This is a genomic window from Lutibacter sp. (assembly GCF_041596795.1).
Lineage (GTDB): Bacteria > Bacteroidota > Bacteroidia > Flavobacteriales > Flavobacteriaceae > Lutibacter.
The window spans coordinates 1-15524 of the sequence record NZ_JBFHHX010000018.1; the positions used below are offsets into that span (position 1 = coordinate 1).

At 28.2% G+C, this 15524-nt stretch carries 14 protein-coding genes and 1 pseudogene; 6 read left to right on the forward strand and 9 right to left on the reverse strand.

What is annotated here, in order from left to right:
• The 3 genes and pseudogenes from ABY298_RS03810 to ABY298_RS03820 all read left to right on the forward strand — a co-directional run.
• Positions 1-231, forward strand: a pseudogene (locus ABY298_RS03810) (arylesterase); the annotation flags it as partial.
• Between the two features lie 9 nt (positions 232-240).
• Positions 241-1470, forward strand: a complete 1230-nt coding sequence (locus ABY298_RS03815) for an alginate lyase family protein (RefSeq protein WP_372744676.1) — start codon at positions 241-243, stop codon at positions 1468-1470.
• A gap of 390 nt (positions 1471-1860) precedes the next feature.
• Entirely contained in the window at positions 1861-2292 is a 432-nt protein-coding gene (locus ABY298_RS03820; protein ID WP_372744677.1) for a peptidylprolyl isomerase, read from the forward strand.
• A gap of 88 nt (positions 2293-2380) precedes the next feature.
• Here the strand turns inward: ABY298_RS03820 and ABY298_RS03825 are convergent, their stop codons facing one another.
• The 4 genes from ABY298_RS03825 to ABY298_RS03840 all read right to left on the reverse strand — a co-directional run bounded on the left by ABY298_RS03825 (position 2381) and on the right by ABY298_RS03840 (position 7496).
• Positions 2381-3271 (reverse strand): carbohydrate kinase, encoded by an 891-nt coding sequence (locus ABY298_RS03825; protein ID WP_372744678.1) that lies wholly within the window; start codon positions 3269-3271, stop codon positions 2381-2383.
• Between the two features lie 12 nt (positions 3272-3283).
• Positions 3284-4771, reverse strand: coding sequence for a mannitol dehydrogenase family protein (locus ABY298_RS03830; protein WP_372744679.1), 1488 nt, complete (start codon positions 4769-4771; stop codon positions 3284-3286).
• Positions 4772-4784: 13 nt separating this feature from the next.
• Entirely contained in the window at positions 4785-6491 is a 1707-nt protein-coding gene (locus tag ABY298_RS03835) for a cytosine permease (protein WP_372744680.1), read from the reverse strand.
• A 126-nt stretch (positions 6492-6617) separates the two neighbouring features.
• A complete protein-coding gene (locus ABY298_RS03840) occupies positions 6618-7496 on the reverse strand; it encodes a hypothetical protein (RefSeq protein ID WP_372744681.1) in 879 nt (292 codons plus the stop codon).
• Positions 7497-7803: 307 nt separating this feature from the next.
• Between ABY298_RS03840 and ABY298_RS03845 the strand changes: the two genes are divergently transcribed.
• The 3 genes from ABY298_RS03845 to ABY298_RS03855 all read left to right on the forward strand — a co-directional run bounded on the left by ABY298_RS03845 (position 7804) and on the right by ABY298_RS03855 (position 9887).
• Complete coding sequence (locus ABY298_RS03845; protein ID WP_372744682.1) at positions 7804-8541, forward strand: NUDIX domain-containing protein; 738 nt, start codon at positions 7804-7806, stop codon at positions 8539-8541.
• A 2-nt stretch (positions 8542-8543) separates the two neighbouring features.
• Complete coding sequence (hxpB, locus tag ABY298_RS03850; RefSeq protein ID WP_372744683.1) at positions 8544-9194, forward strand: hexitol phosphatase HxpB; 651 nt, start codon at positions 8544-8546, stop codon at positions 9192-9194.
• 246 nt (positions 9195-9440) lie between these two features.
• A complete protein-coding gene (locus ABY298_RS03855; RefSeq protein ID WP_372744684.1) occupies positions 9441-9887 on the forward strand; it encodes a KTSC domain-containing protein in 447 nt (148 codons plus the stop codon).
• A gap of 54 nt (positions 9888-9941) precedes the next feature.
• Here ABY298_RS03855 and ABY298_RS03860 read toward each other — a convergent pair whose 3' ends face one another.
• The 5 genes from ABY298_RS03860 to ABY298_RS03880 all read right to left on the reverse strand — a co-directional run bounded on the left by ABY298_RS03860 (position 9942) and on the right by ABY298_RS03880 (position 15511).
• The gene (locus ABY298_RS03860) at positions 9942-11255 is read right to left on the reverse strand and encodes a DEAD/DEAH box helicase (RefSeq protein WP_372744685.1); all 1314 of its coding nucleotides are present in this window, start codon (positions 11253-11255) and stop codon (positions 9942-9944) included.
• Positions 11256-11259: 4 nt separating this feature from the next.
• Positions 11260-12597 (reverse strand): DEAD/DEAH box helicase, encoded by a 1338-nt coding sequence (locus ABY298_RS03865; RefSeq protein WP_372744686.1) that lies wholly within the window; start codon positions 12595-12597, stop codon positions 11260-11262.
• Between the two features lie 204 nt (positions 12598-12801).
• Positions 12802-13392, reverse strand: a complete 591-nt coding sequence (locus tag ABY298_RS03870; RefSeq protein WP_372744687.1) for a DUF6515 family protein — start codon at positions 13390-13392, stop codon at positions 12802-12804.
• 346 nt (positions 13393-13738) lie between these two features.
• Positions 13739-14464: a LytR/AlgR family response regulator transcription factor gene (locus tag ABY298_RS03875; RefSeq protein ID WP_372744688.1), complete on the reverse strand. Its 726-nt coding sequence runs from the start codon at positions 14462-14464 to the stop codon at positions 13739-13741.
• A 9-nt stretch (positions 14465-14473) separates the two neighbouring features.
• Positions 14474-15511, reverse strand: a complete 1038-nt coding sequence (locus ABY298_RS03880; RefSeq protein ID WP_372744689.1) for a sensor histidine kinase — start codon at positions 15509-15511, stop codon at positions 14474-14476.
• Between the last annotated feature and the right edge of the window lie 13 nt (positions 15512-15524).

A 15524-nucleotide genomic window follows, 5' to 3' on the forward strand; every position in this document is an offset into this window, starting at 1 on the left:
GCCGGAATGCAATTACCTCCAAATATGGGAGAAGATTATACTACAGAGTTTAAAACTATATTTCCTGAATTAGCTACAAAAAATAAGCTTTATTTAATTCCTTTTTTATTAAAAGATGTAGGTGGAATTGCTGAGTTAAATCAGGCTGATGGCATTCACCCAACGGTTGAAGGTCAAAAAATACTAGCAAAAAATGTTTGGACTGTTTTAGAGCCATTATTAAAATCATAAAATTTTAAAATGAAAAAAATAACCATTTCTGTAATGTTCAGTTTAATGTGTTTTGTTAATGTAAAAGCAGTTTCAAATCCGTTTATACATTTAGATTCGCTTAGTTTGGCAAAAACTAAAATAATGATTGAGAATGGTACCGCATCAAAAGAAACCTTAGCCGCTTATAAAAAATTACTAAAAGATGCAGATAATTTACTAAAAATCAGCAATCCAACAGTTGTAGATAAAACTATACTACCTCCAACACAAAATAAGCACGATTATTTAAGTATAAGTAGGTATTGGTGGCCAAATACTGAAACAAAAGATGGTTTACCTTGGGTACGCCACGATGGAAAAACAAATCCGGATACACAAACCGATGCTGTTGATAGACCACGATTAAGCTTAATGGCAAAAGGAGTTTGGAATTTAAGTTTAGCATATTATTTTACTAATAACGAAAAATATGCTGAAAAAGCAATAAGTATGATTGATACGTGGTTTTTAAATGAAGCTACACGTATGAATCCGCATTTAGAATATGCACAAAGTGTTCCTGGAAATAACAATAAAAGGCCGTCAGGTATTTTAGATGGTCGTGTTATTGTAATGTATGTTCCCGATGCTATAAATTTACTTTCAATTTCTAAGTATTGGAATAAAAATTACCAAACAAAAGCTAAAAAATGGTTTACAGATTATTTAAATTGGTTAACAACTAGCGATTTAGGGATTAAAGGTAGTAAACAAGAAAATAATCATGGCTCTTGGTATAAATTTCAAGTGGCTGGTTTAGCCTTGTATGTTGGAGATACAGCTTTAGTGAAAAGCACCGTAAAATTAGCAGAAATAAGTTTAAATGAAATGCTAAATGATGAAGGTGGACAAATTCATGAACTTGCCAGATCTAGATCATTTTTTTATAGTTGTTTTAATTTGCAAGCCTTAACAAATATTGCAATTTTAGGTGAAAAAGTTGGTATAGATATGTGGCAATATAAATCTGATACCAATAAAAGTTTATTTTTAGCACTTAATTATTTAGTTTCGGTAGTGAATGGTAAACAGTGGGATTACAGTATATTAAAAGATATTGATTTTTCGGAGTTAATTCCAATAATTTCTGAATTGGCTAAAAAATATAATTCTGAGGAGTATAAAAATCTATTATTAAAAATTATAGATTCTAATACTGAAAGCAATAAAATGGAAGCGTTTTGGTTGTTAAATACTATAGATATAAAAAGTAATTAGTTGTTAAAAAAAGTAATTATTTCATTAATCCATTTTACATTTATTTAGCTCAACTTCTTTTAATTTGTAGAGATTGAAATCAAGAAATATTTTTCTACAACCAATTTTACAGACATTTTATCGAAATATTTATATGGATAACTGACAGAATTACCGATTTTAAATTAAAGAATTAATAAAAAATTTATTTTATTTAAAAAGTATGCAGCTACCATAAATAAACGTATGAAACGTCTTTTTTTTACATTTTTTTTATAAAACGAATCTTTTTTTGAATATTTTTCCGTGGTTTGGCTTGGTTTTGGCACATTAAAAACTTTAAAAATATATTTAAATACACAGCGCGTAAAAGTTATGCAAAATGTATTTTAAAAATTAAAGAGTAATTTTATGATTCAAGTTAAAGAGAACAACACGGTAAAGGTGCATTACACTGGAAAATTATCAAATGGTCAAATTTTTGATAGTTCAGTAGGTAAAGAACCTATAGAGTTTACTTTAGGACAAGGACAATTGATTCCTGGTTTTGAAAAAGGACTCATAGATATGAAATTAAATGAGAAAAAAACAATTACCGTTGTAAAAGAGGAAGCCTATGGTGATCCTTACCAAGAACTAATTCAGGAAGTTCAAAAAAGTCAGCTTCCTCAAGATATGGCTCCAGAAGTTGGAATGGGACTAGTCTCTAGAAGTGAAGATGGGCAGGAAAGAAATTTGGTAATAGTTGAAGTTAAAGAAGAAACTGTGATTATTGATGGGAATCATCCATTAGCTGGTCACGAATTAACTTTTGATGTTGAAATAGTAGAAATTAAAGAATAATATTCTTTAGATTTTATTTATAAACCTGACAGAATTTGGTAATTTAATTTTATCATCTTCTGTCAGGTTTTTTAATTTGGTATACAATTTATGATTGTTTAGCCGCTAGAAATTTGTCAATATCTACTTTTTTAATTTCTGGATTTGCACCTTCACAACTTGCAACAATGGCTCCAACTGCACAGGCAAAATCTATTGCTTCTTGCGGATTTGCACCTTTTAATAATTTATTTATTAATGATGCTAAAAAAGAATCACCGGCACCAACAGTATCTGCAACTACAATTTTATAACCAGCATTATAATAAAATGTATTGTTATAATATAAAATAGCACCGTGTTTACCTTTGGTTACGCAAATAGATTTTGTGTTTGTTTCCTCTGCAATAAACTTGATATTTTCTTCTAAGGAATCAGAATTGAAATTTAATGATTTTGCTATTTCAAAAATTTCATCATCATTAAATTTAATAAAATCAGCTTTATTCATAAAATAGTTAATGGTTTCCTTTGTGTAATATGGCTCTCTTAGGTTTACATCAAAAATTTTATAGTTTGCAAATTGTAATAATTGGTGTAAAGTTTCCCTAGAAACATCATTTCTGGCAATTAAACTTCCAAAAATAAATGCATCTGCCTTTTTAGTAATTTCTTTAGCGCTTTCTGTAAATTTAATAGTATCCCAAGCTCTAGGAAAATTTATTTTATAAGATGCTGAGCCTTTTTCATTTAACGTTACCTTTACTTCTCCGGTTTTTAATTTCGAATCAATTTGAATGTTTTCTATCTGTACACCACGTTCTTTAATAAACTCCTTTATTTCCATTCCTTCGGAATCATCTCCTATTCTTGTAATAATAGAAACATTATTTTCTAAAGATTGTAATCTTAAAGCAACGTTTAAAGGTGCTCCTCCTATTTTTTTATGATTTGGAAAAACATCCCATAAAACCTCACCAAAACAAACTATATTTTTCATTTTTTTACTTTTTTAAATGGCGCTATTAATGTCTGCTATACATTTTTCTACACCATATTTAACAATGTTTTTGTATGCTTTTGTATAAGCATTTACAAATTTTTCAGAATCTTTAAGTTTTCCAAAAACTGTAGCTATTTCTAAAAATAATGCCGGATTTTCTTGAGCTGCTATTGCTTTTTCGTTTAAAATAGCTTTCATAGCATCTTTAATAAGTAATGGTTGTCCATTTTCATTTTTTCCTAAGCTGTAAATTGCCCAAGCAGCTACAACAAATGATGCAAATTCAACAGAACCATTTCTTTTTAACTGTGCATTTACAGTTGGTAAAATAAATATTGGGAATTTAGCAGAGCTCTCTGAACAGATTCTATCTATTTGATCTTTAATATAAATATTTCCAAATCGTTGCAATAGTGATTGTTTGTAAGCATCTAAATCAACTCCTTCTAAACCTTCTAAAATTGGAGTCACTTCAATATTCATATAATTAGTTAAAAATGCTCTTACTTCTTTATTGTTAACAGATTCATCTATAGTAGCATATCCAATTAAATCTCCTAAAATACCCAATACAGAATGTCCTGCATTTAATAAACCAAGTTTCATTAATTCAAAAGGTACTACATCTTCAACAAATTGAGCTCCTACATTTTCCCAGGCTGGTCTTCCTGCAATAAAATCATCTTCAATTACCCATTGTTTAAATGGTTCACAAACTACTGGCCAAGCATCGTCTATTCCAGATGTTTTTAATAAATTTGAAATATCTATAGGTGATGTTGCAGGTGTAATTCTATCTACCATACTATTTGGGAATGATACATTTTTTTCTATCCAAGAAACCAATTGTGGCGCTGCTTTTTGAACATAACTTAACAGCATTTTTTTAGTCATATGACCATTACCTTGTATATTATCACATGATTGAATTGTTACACCTTGTAAACCTCTTTCTTGACGTAATTTTAAAGCTTGAGTTAAATATCCAAAAATAGTTTTTGGCGCTTGAGAATTTTCTAAGTCATGTTGAATTAATGGATTGTCAAAATCAAATCCTCCTATTGCTTCGCTATAATTATAACCACCTTCAGTAATAGTTAATGTTATAATTTTAACATCGGTACTTGCCATTTTTTCAATTACTTTTACCGGGTTTTCTGGTGCAAATAAATATTCAACAATAGAACCAATAACTCTTTTAGTTAAAGTACCATCTAATTCTTTTACAATTAATGTATATAAACCATCTTGTTCTTTAAGTGTGTTGTAAATTTTTGTATCAAAATCTAACAGAGCAACACCGCAAATTCCCCAATCTGTATTAGATTCGTTTTGTAATAATTCATCTGTATAAAAAGCCTCATGTGCTCTATGAAAACCGCCAATACCAACGTGTACAATGCCAGTTTTAATAGCGCTTCTGTTATAGGTAGGACAAGTAATTCTGTTGGCAATTTCTGCCAAATTTTTTTGATTAATTTTAATATTATTTTCCATGATGTATAGATTTTTATGATTTTGCACGTTTAAGTGCCCAATTTGCTGTTATAAAGTATGTTAAGGTGCAGATAAATGCATATGTGTAAAACATTTCACGATTTTCTATGTAAATGGTTTCATTTGAAGATCCAAATAAAACAATACATGCTAGTATTATAGTAATTAGCAATGCAAGTAAAGAGATAATTCGTAGTATCTTAGTAAATACAGATGTATCTTCTATTACAACTATTTCTTGTTCTAATTGTTGTTCTTGAAACTTTTCAATATTTTCAGTTCGTAATTTTTCCTTTTCTTCTTCTTCTGGGTATTTATTTTTAGCGCCATAACGACTTGCTAAAAAAGTATAAACTATTATGGTAAATATCCAAGTTGGAATAAATAAGTAAAAGAAAGACATTACGTTTAATGCATTTAAACCAAACCCAAACACTAGGCCTAATGCCCAAGAAGCAATTGCAGGAGTACTAAATGTTAATTGACGGTAATGCGACCAATAACGTGTAAAACCTATTCTAGGAAAAATTTGATGTTCTGCAAAAACAATGGCTCCTACTGGCACTACTAATAATCCAGCGTATGTAAGCAATGGAAGTATTTGAGAAAATACAAAAGGAAAACACGCAACAATCATAGTTACTAAACCAACCATTAAGGTAGTTTTTTTACGAGATTGAGTAGAGAAAATAGCTTGCGCAGCCAATCCTGCTCTATAAAGATTAGCAACTGCAGTTGTCCAACCTGCTACAATTACAATTACAAATCCAGACCAACCTAACGCATAATAAGCAACATCTCCAGGGTCAAGTTCTACAATAGGTTTTCCTATAATAATTGCAGCGCCTGCTCCCATAATTCCGGCAGAAATCCAAGCTACATAATGACCAAACATCATTCCTGTACTTGTGGCTAATCCGTAAGATTTCTTTTTTGCAAAACGAAGTAAAGCCATATCAATAAGACCAAAATGCGTAATAGTATTTGCAGCCCAGGCAAAACCAATAACTTCTGTAAGTCCAATTCCTGGTTTTCCATCACTATTAATACCTGTCCAAATAGATTGATCTCCTAGCGATATAAAATCACGCCATCCTTCTGGTATTGGTTTTCCTAAAACTTCTAGTGATAAAGCAGGTAAAAGTACAAATGCACCACACGTAAACATTACAAATAACCATGGAGCACAAATTCCAGAGAAATTTGTAACCGCATTAAAACCATAAATAGCTATGGAAACCACTACAATACCAACACATAATACAATAAGTATAAACCATAAATTGGTTGGATACCAATCTAGCTGCGCTGGTATATTAAAGGCAAATCTAACAGCTGTTGATGATACAGTAATCATTGCTGCAGAAATTACTGTAAAAATAACAACATTGGCCCAATTGTAAAGTTTGGTCATAGAGTCACCAGCAATTTTATTAAGATAGGTATATAAACTTAATCTGGTATCAACAGCAATTGGAGATGTAATAAGTGTCCAACTTAAAACAGCTAAAATATTACCTATTAATAAACCTAATAAAATGTCTTTGGTTGTTGCTCCTAAAGCAACAAATGTGGCTCCAATAACAAACTCGGTAGCGGCAACATGCTCAGCAGCATATAGACCTGCAAAATGAGTCCAATTATGTAATTTATGTTTTGCTACTGGTAATTGCTCCTCCTCTACGTTTTGGAACTGTTGAAAATTATTGGTTGTATCCATATTATATATTTTTGAAATGTGCTGTTATTGTAAGTTTATATGATAACGAGCATTTTGGTTTAAAAAAAATTGGTTAAAAGGTTTTGTTATTTTTAACTTTCATTATTAAAAATTTAATTGTTTTTATTAAAAAATGGTAATATCTAACTGTAATACTGCTTTTTGTTGCTCTGGATTCCACATAGCTGTAACTTCAGCTGGAATTTTAATTGCTCCTAAGTTTATATTTTTATTTAAACTGGCTCCTACATTAATAATATTGCCTTTGTTTTCTGTATAAAAAGTTTTATTGGTAATAAAGGACCAAGCGCCTCCAATAAAAAGAGATAGTTTATTATCATCTTTTTCCCATACCCTACTTTTTAATTCTAAATAATGAGTATAAGAATTTTCTAAATCTCCGTTACTTTGAACTTCATAATCTCCGGAACCTCCACCTAAAATTGTAGCTAAATATAATGATGTGTTTTTAGATACATTCACTCCAAAATTTAAATCAACAAAATTGTATCCCTGAGTTTTATCATAACTCCAATAGCGTAATTTATCACCTCTTTCTTCAACTCCTGTGTAATTATTATGAGAAACAGCTTCAATAAAGAAATTATTTGAAAAACGATATACTGCATAAATAGATAGTTCTTTATAATTAGCATTTACACTTTCTCCGGTAATGTTATGTACAACATCTACACTTGATAAACCTGCTCCACCCCATAATCCTGCTGTAAATTTTGAATTACGCGAATTATATTCTAAACTGGTTGCAAAAATTGCTCCTGGATGCACTACAGAACCGTGCCAAATGTGCATGTTTTTTATATGTGCCGATGCATTAAAGGCTTTATATAAATCTACGTCATTTTCTTGAGCAGTTATAAAACCTAGGTTTAATACAAATAGTATAAATACTGTAATTCTCTTTACCGCGGTTTTAGCAAACTTTATATTTAGTGTTAATTTTTTATTTTCAATTTTTTTTATTGTGTATATAAAGTTTTTCATAAGAAAAGATTAAATATTTAATAAAACGATTTCGTAATATAACGTCTTAATGACGTTTGTTCGCCAAATGTATTGAAAAAAAATATTATTATTCAAATTTATTTACGAAAATATGTTATATATTAGCATTTTATTTAACTTAATTGACATTTATCAGTTTTTTAAGTAAAAATTATAAAGAAATAAATAAAATGTCAGTATGACGTTTGTGTAAATTATTAGGTTTAGTTTCATTTTACCAAAACAAAACTTACTATTGTATTAATAATTAATGTTTAAAATACATTTATAATATTAAAAAATAATTATGAAGCCTAAAATAATCCCCAATGTGTCTGTTGACTGTGTAGTTTTTGGATTTGATGCAGCAACAAAATCTTTAAATGTTCTTTTGATTAAACGACAGTTAAAAGATGAAGAAACCGATGAGTTTTTAGTAGATGATTTTGTTTTAACGGGTTATCACATGTATGAAACTGAAAAACTAGATGAAACTGCAACCAGAGTTTTAAAAGAACTTACCGGTTTAGATAATCTTTATAAAAAACAATTTAAATCGTTTGGAAGTCCTTATAGATTAATGAATGAAAAAGATATTATTTGGGCAAAACATGAAAATTTTAATTTAAGAACAATAACCGTAGCATATTATTTTTTACTGCAAACGTATGAAGTTAATTTAAAAGAAAATAAGCACAACGCACAATGGTTTCCTATAAATAACTTACCAGAATTAGGATTTGACCATTTAGATATTATAAATCAAGCGTATGCCGATTTAAAATCAAAAGCGATGTATAAACCTATTGTTTTTGAAATGTTACCAGATAAATTTACTTTTAATGAATTACAAGATATTTTTGAATCTATTTTAGATATTGAAATTGACAATAGAAACTTTAGAAGAAAAATGATTGCCAAAAAATATTTAATTGCTCTTGATGAAAAACAAGTTGGGGTAACTAAAAAACCATCTAAACTTTATATGTTTAGTAAAGATGTTTACGAAAAAATGTACAAAAACAACTATTTTATTAATATTTAATTATGCAAAAAAACACTTTTATATTTGATATGGACGGCGTTATTATTGATTCTGAGCCATTTTGGAGACAGGCTCAAATTGAAATACTCGCTAGTTTTAATGTTGCTATTACTGAAAACGACTGTATTAAATATACTATGGGTAGAAGAATTGATTATATTGCATTTATTTGGTGTGAATTGCACAATCTTCCTATCAATCCAAAAGAATTGGAAAAGATAATTATAAATTCTGTAGTTAATTTAATTACTACTAAAGGTAAAGCAAAGCAAGGTTTATATGAGCTTTTAGCTTATTTATCAAAAAATAATTTTAATATAGCTTTGGCAACCTCATCAAGTTTACCTATAATTAATGCAGTTTTTAACCGCCTTTCTATTGCTAATTATTTTAAAGTAGTATGTACTGCTGATGATGAGGAATATGGAAAACCGCATCCTGCTATTTATTTGAAAGCCGCATCAAAATTTAATGTAAACCCTATAAATTGTTTGGTACTTGAAGATAGTGTAACAGGTTTAATTTCTGCCAAATCAGCTTCTATGACAACATTTGTAATTCCAGAAGACAAAACAGATCCTAAATTTTCTATTGCCGACAACATTTTCTCTTCTATGTTAGATGTTATTGAATTTTTAGAAAATAATGAATAGTTAGTTTAGTTGTTTAGCTTAAATGCTGTTTAAAAGTTGATTTTTTTTTTTTTTACTTAAAAAACTCAATTTACATAAATTGTATAAATCACCTTATAAAATGTAGATTTCATTGCTTTTAATGAAATCTTTCGTGTTTTGTATAGTGTTTTAAAGCTTGTTTGCTGATTAAGTTTAAAAATAGAAGTGTAATATTCTTATGAAAATAATATAACTACATTTGCACGAAAATCGAAAACACGGAATATGAAACGTATAAACGAATCAAAAAAGCTTTTTAAAATTGAAGGCGCTATTGATCTAAAAGAAATAAAATCTACTTACAGAGCATTAGTAAAAGAATGGCATCCAGATAAATTTCAAGACGAAGAGAAAAAATTAGAAGCTAGTGAAGTTAGTTTAAAAATTATTGATGCTTATCATTTTTTAATAAGCATTGCTCCGCAAACCAGAGAAACAAACTTAGAAGAATATACTACAACCATTACCGAATCAAAAATTGTAGATTTCCATCATAAAAGCATGTTATTAGAGGTAAATTTTACAGATGGTACTACGTACGAATATTTTGGTGTAAACCGTCAGTTGTATTTAAAATTTATAAACAGTAAATCTTTAAGTAATTTTGGAAGAAGAAATATCTTCAATTCATTTCTTTACAGAAAAATAAAGAAAGCAGAAGTAATGGCTTAATTAGTTGTATATAAGACAGTTATTTAAATAACTTTTTATGTAAATGACTTTGTTCTATAAAATAGTTACACGTACTTTTTTCTTTTTCAATCGGGTATTGTTTAATTCTTCAACCAAATTATTGGCTAAAGTTAATGGTACTGCAACAAATGCACAATCTGGTTTTAACTCAATAACGCCTAATTGTTCATTTTTAAGTCCGCCTTGTTTTATAAATAAACCTACAATATCCGCTTTAGAAATTTTATCTTTTCTTCCACCAGAAACAAATAAAGTTTCCCAATACTGTGGTTTCTGTGGTGCTTTTTCAGAAATATTTATGCCTTTTACATTATCAATAAATTCAGGTAATTGGTCATTTTTCCATTTTAATATATAAGCAGTTCCTTTTTCATTTACTCTAGCAGTTCTACCATTTCTATGAATAAATTCTTCTTCAAGTCGTGGTAATTCATAATGAATAATAAATTTCATTTCTGGAATATCTATTCCTCTTGCAGCTAAATCCGTTGCAATTAAAAGCTGACAAGTTCCATTTCTAAATTTAATTAAACCACGTTCTCTATCTTTTTGCTCCATTCCACCAGAAAAACAAGCGTGGCTAATTTTATTCTGATACAAGAAATCACTCACTTCATCTATACTATCTCTTAAATTACAAAAGATAATTCCAGATTCATTTCCTAAATGTTGTATTAAATTTAATAATGTATTTAGCTTATTGGCTGTTGGAGAAACCACAGTTTTAATAGCTAATTGTGACGCTACTTTTTCCTTTAAATAATTAATAGTTTTGGGTTTATCTAATCGTACAAATTTAGGGATGCTAACTCCTTGTGTTGCAGATGTTAAAATACGCTTATTTAAATTAGTAAGTTGACTGATAATATCTTTCATTTCTTCTTCAAATCCATCTTCTAAAGACTTATCAAACTCATCTAAAATAAGAGTTTTTATGTGTGCTTTTGAAAAGCGATTGTTGTTAAAATGATCTGAAATTCTACCAGGTGTTCCTATTAAAATTGCTGGAATATGTTTAATTTCAATTTTATCTTTAGCCATTGATCTTCCACCATACACAGCATTTACTTTATAGCCAGAACCCATAGAACGAACCACTTGTTCAATTTGAATAGCTAATTCTCTAGATGGAACCAATATTAATGCTTGAATTTCTTGAGATTCAGGATCTAAAACTTTTAATAATGGGAGTAAAAAAGCCAATGTTTTCCCTGTTCCTGTTGGAGATAATAAAATGGTATTTACTGTTGAATCAATTACAGAAATTGCTTCCTCTTGCATTGGATTTAAAGCAGTAATATTTAATTTTTCTAAAATATCTTGTTGATTTTTTATTTCATTTGCCATTTTATTACTTTCTTTTTTTTGAAACTTCTTCTGGTTTTGAGGTTGTTGTGTTGGTTTGTGCTAAATAATTAGCCAATATTTTATCTACCAATTCCTCTTTTGTTAAATGATGGAAAATGGTTTTTATTTTCGCCTTAAAATCTTCTGAAACTTCACGATTTGGTTTGGTTTTAAATATTTTTTTAGCCCATAACAAACCATTATTTTCTTCAATACTTTGTGCGTCTGCTTTTTTGTATTTTTTAAAAACAATGCCTAATTCTTTTTCAAAATCGGCAATATCATTTACTTCTTCTTGTTGCAAAACGGTTAAAGAAAATCCTTTTGCTCCTGCTCTAGCTGTTCTTCCACTTCTATGCACATAGGTATCAAACGTATCTGGTAAATGATAATTTACAACGTATGAGATTTCTTTTACATCAATACCACGCGCAGCTAAATCGGTTGCAACTAAAATATCTATATGCCCTTCTCTAAATTGCCCCATAATACGGTCACGAATACCTTGTGTTAAACTTCCGTGAATAGCACCCGATGAAAATTTATTGATAGCTAAATTTTTTGCTAATTTATTTACAGCTGCTTTTGTTTTACAAAAAATAATACCTCTTTCGCCCTCTTTTGTATTTAAAAAATGTAATAAAACTTCTAATTTTTCTATTGGCTCTACAACCACATATTGATGATCAATACCTTGATGACCAACAGTTTCCATATCTGTATCTATATGTACAATTTTTTTAGACATATAGTTTTGAACCAATTGCTTTATGGTTCCTGGCATAGTTGCGGTAAATAATAAAGTTCTTCTAGTTTTCGGAATTATTTTAATAATTTCATCAACTTCTTCTTTTAAAGCGCTTACCATTTCATCCGCTTCATCCAAAACTAAATACTGTATGTTTTTAATATTTATAGCATCTCGTTTTATTAAATCTAATAAACGACCAGGAGTTGCAACTACCAAATGATTTACAGATTTTAAGCTTTCTATTTGTGGTTTAACAGGCGTTCCTCCACATAAAGATACAATTGTAATGTTTTGATTATCTCCAGTAAACGACACTAAATTATTATAAATCTGTTGTCCTAACTCTCGTGTTGGAGCTAGTATTAATCCTTGAATATCTGTATTTTCAGTATCAATTAATTGTATTAATGGCAATCCAAATGCTGCCGTTTTTCCTGAGCCTGTTTTTGCTAAAACTACAATATCTTCTTTTTGATTTAGAACAATTGGAATGGTCTTCTCTTGAATATCCGTAGGTACAAAAATTTGTAAATTGGCTAAGCTTTGTTGTAATTCTTTATTAATTCCTAAATCTGAAAACTGTTTTGGCATAAAATATTTTTTTGCAAAGATAACTCTCTTTTACAAGGAATAATATCAATTTGTATTTATTAATTGGTATTACTATAGTATCTCTTTAAATTTATTTTTTAAAACAAGTTAAATTATATATAAAAAACTAAAAAAGAGAATAATTATAAAAACTATTCTCTTTAATTTATATGAAAAATTAACCAAACAATTAATTTTTTTATTTTATTCCATATCAATAATGCCAACTACTTCATAAGCTCTAACTCCATCAACCTGAACCTTTTCGTATAAAATATTTGCATACTCGTAATATGATTGTCCATCTATAATTACTTTTTCATAATCATATGGTAATTCATAAACAATAGTTCCTATTTCAGGGTCTACAACCTCATATTCATTATTAATTTGAATATAAAATATACCTTGAGCATTGTAATAATCATAGTTATTAAAACGTACTCTTCTATAGTTAGCTGGTAATACTTTAATTCTGAATCCTACTTTTGGCGCAATAACAATATAGCTACCTCTAGATTGTGTGTAATATTTATTATTTGCGTAATAGAAATTTTGACCTTTATAGTTAATTACAGATCTGTTTGGTACGTTTCTAACAGCAACTACTTTTTTTTGTGGAGTTTTATAAGTTACTTTAGAGCTTGGTATTCTTTTGCTAACAGCGCTTTTTCTGGTTGTTGTACTTGTTGTTTTCTCAGTTGTTGTAGTTCTACGTGTTTGTGCCGAAACCTGAGTTGTAATAGCTACCAAAAATAACATTGGCAATAGATATACTTTTATAAATGTTCTCATAATTTTTTAATTTTTATTAGTTAAACTTACTTTTTTAATTAATACTTAGACTTTAATTTGTATTAATAGTTTAAAGTTATTTTTATTTTAAATGAAAAAAAATGGAAATAGAATATTGGTCATATTCTATCTACAGATAGGCAGATTTTATATATTTTAAATATATAAAAACATTTAACAAACTAAAAAGGTTAGAAATTTGTAGTTAGGTAGATTTGGAACTTTAGTTAAAGTTTTAGTGATTTTTTTTAATTATTTTGACGAAAGTTCCAATTCAAAATAAAATATAAGAGAATAGATTAACTATGTTATTTAATTAAAATTAGTAGAAAATCACTAGTATTTATTAGTTGTTAAACGAGTTTTTATTTACAAATTCTAAAAATTTTTCTTTGTATTGATCAGATATTGTAATACGCTGTTTGTTAATTATTATCTGACTTCGTTCTATTTCTTCAATATTATTTAATGAAACTATAAATGATCGATGTACACGTAAAAAATCGCTTTCTGGAAGTTCTTCTTGTAATGTTTTTAAACTCATTAAAGTTAAAATAGGTTTAGGTTCATTTTTAAGCCAAATTTTAATGTAATCTTTTAATCCTTCAAAATATAGAACATCATTTAATTTAATTCGTAATTGCTTGTAGCCAGATTTTACAAATAAAAATTCTTTGTTTGTGTTTAGGGTAGTTTCCTTTTTGTTTTTAACTAATTTAAACCACTCGTTTGCTTTAGTGGCAGCAATTAAAAACTCTGAATAGTCAAATGGTTTTAATAAATAATCTAAAGCTTCAACTTTAAAACCATCAAGTGCATATTGATCAAAAGCTGTAGTAAAAATAATTCGTGTTTGTTTTGGAATCATTTTAGAAAATTCTAATCCTGTTAAATCTGGCATTTGAATATCTAAAAATAATAAATCCACAGGTTCATTTTGTAAAAAATCCATAGCAGCTATTGCACTGTTAAATGCACCTTTTAAATTTAAAAAGGGTGTTTTATTAACATAGCTTTTTACCAAATTAACTGCCATTGGTTCATCATCTATAATTACGCAAGTTATTTTCATATGGTGTTTTTAAAATTCTATTTGTAACCTTGTACTGTACTTTCCGTCTTTAATTTCCGTTTTAAGCAAATGCTTATTAGGATACAACAATAACAATCGTTTTTCTAAATTTTGAAGACCAATACCAGATCCACTTTTATCATCTGTTTGTTTTGGGAAATTATTGTTTTCTATTTTAAAAAACAACTTTTTTTCAGCAACCGTCATTAGTATATTAATAGTACTTTCATTATTTGCAGAAACTCCGTGTTTAAAGGCATTTTCTATTAACGAAATAAATAATAAAGGGGCTATTTTAATACCTGTTTCACGATCAGGAAAACTGTAATTAATTTTTGTATTCTCGGTTAAACGCAATTTCATTAAATCGATATATTTTTTCATAAAATCAATTTCTTTTGATAAAAAAATTTGCTCAACATTGGTTTCATACAACATATAACGCATTAATTTACTTAAACTATGAACAGAACTTTTAGCTTGTTCTGGTGAAATATCTATTAATGAGTAAATATTATTTAATGAGTTAAAGAAAAAATGTGGTTGTAATTGATATCTTAAATGTTGTATTTCCGATTCTAACTTAAAATTATCAGCTTCTTTACGTTCTACTTCAATTTTTCTCCAACGTTGTGTAGTTTTTAATGCAATAGAAAACAATATAGGTGCCATATACGATAATATTTGTACGTAAATGATCATTTTAATAGGAGGACCAACCTTATTAATTTCGTTAGGAGAATTTCTACTTATTTCTTGAAAATAATTAGTTTCAATATGCTCTTTAAGAAAAATGAATAGTGCTATTAGAAAAAGATTTAGCCCTATAAATAAAATTGTTTTTTTTGAAAACATATAGTTATCAATTAATATAAAATAATTGACATAAAAAATGATAGCATAAAAGCCAAGTGGAATCCAAAAATGGATTAATATTCTATTAATCTCTTGAGATTGTCCATACGACAACATATACGGAATACTAAAAAGTACCAACCAAATTAAGAGATGTGAAAAAATGGTTATGTTATTATTTTTAAAAGGCATAATGAGTTTTTTT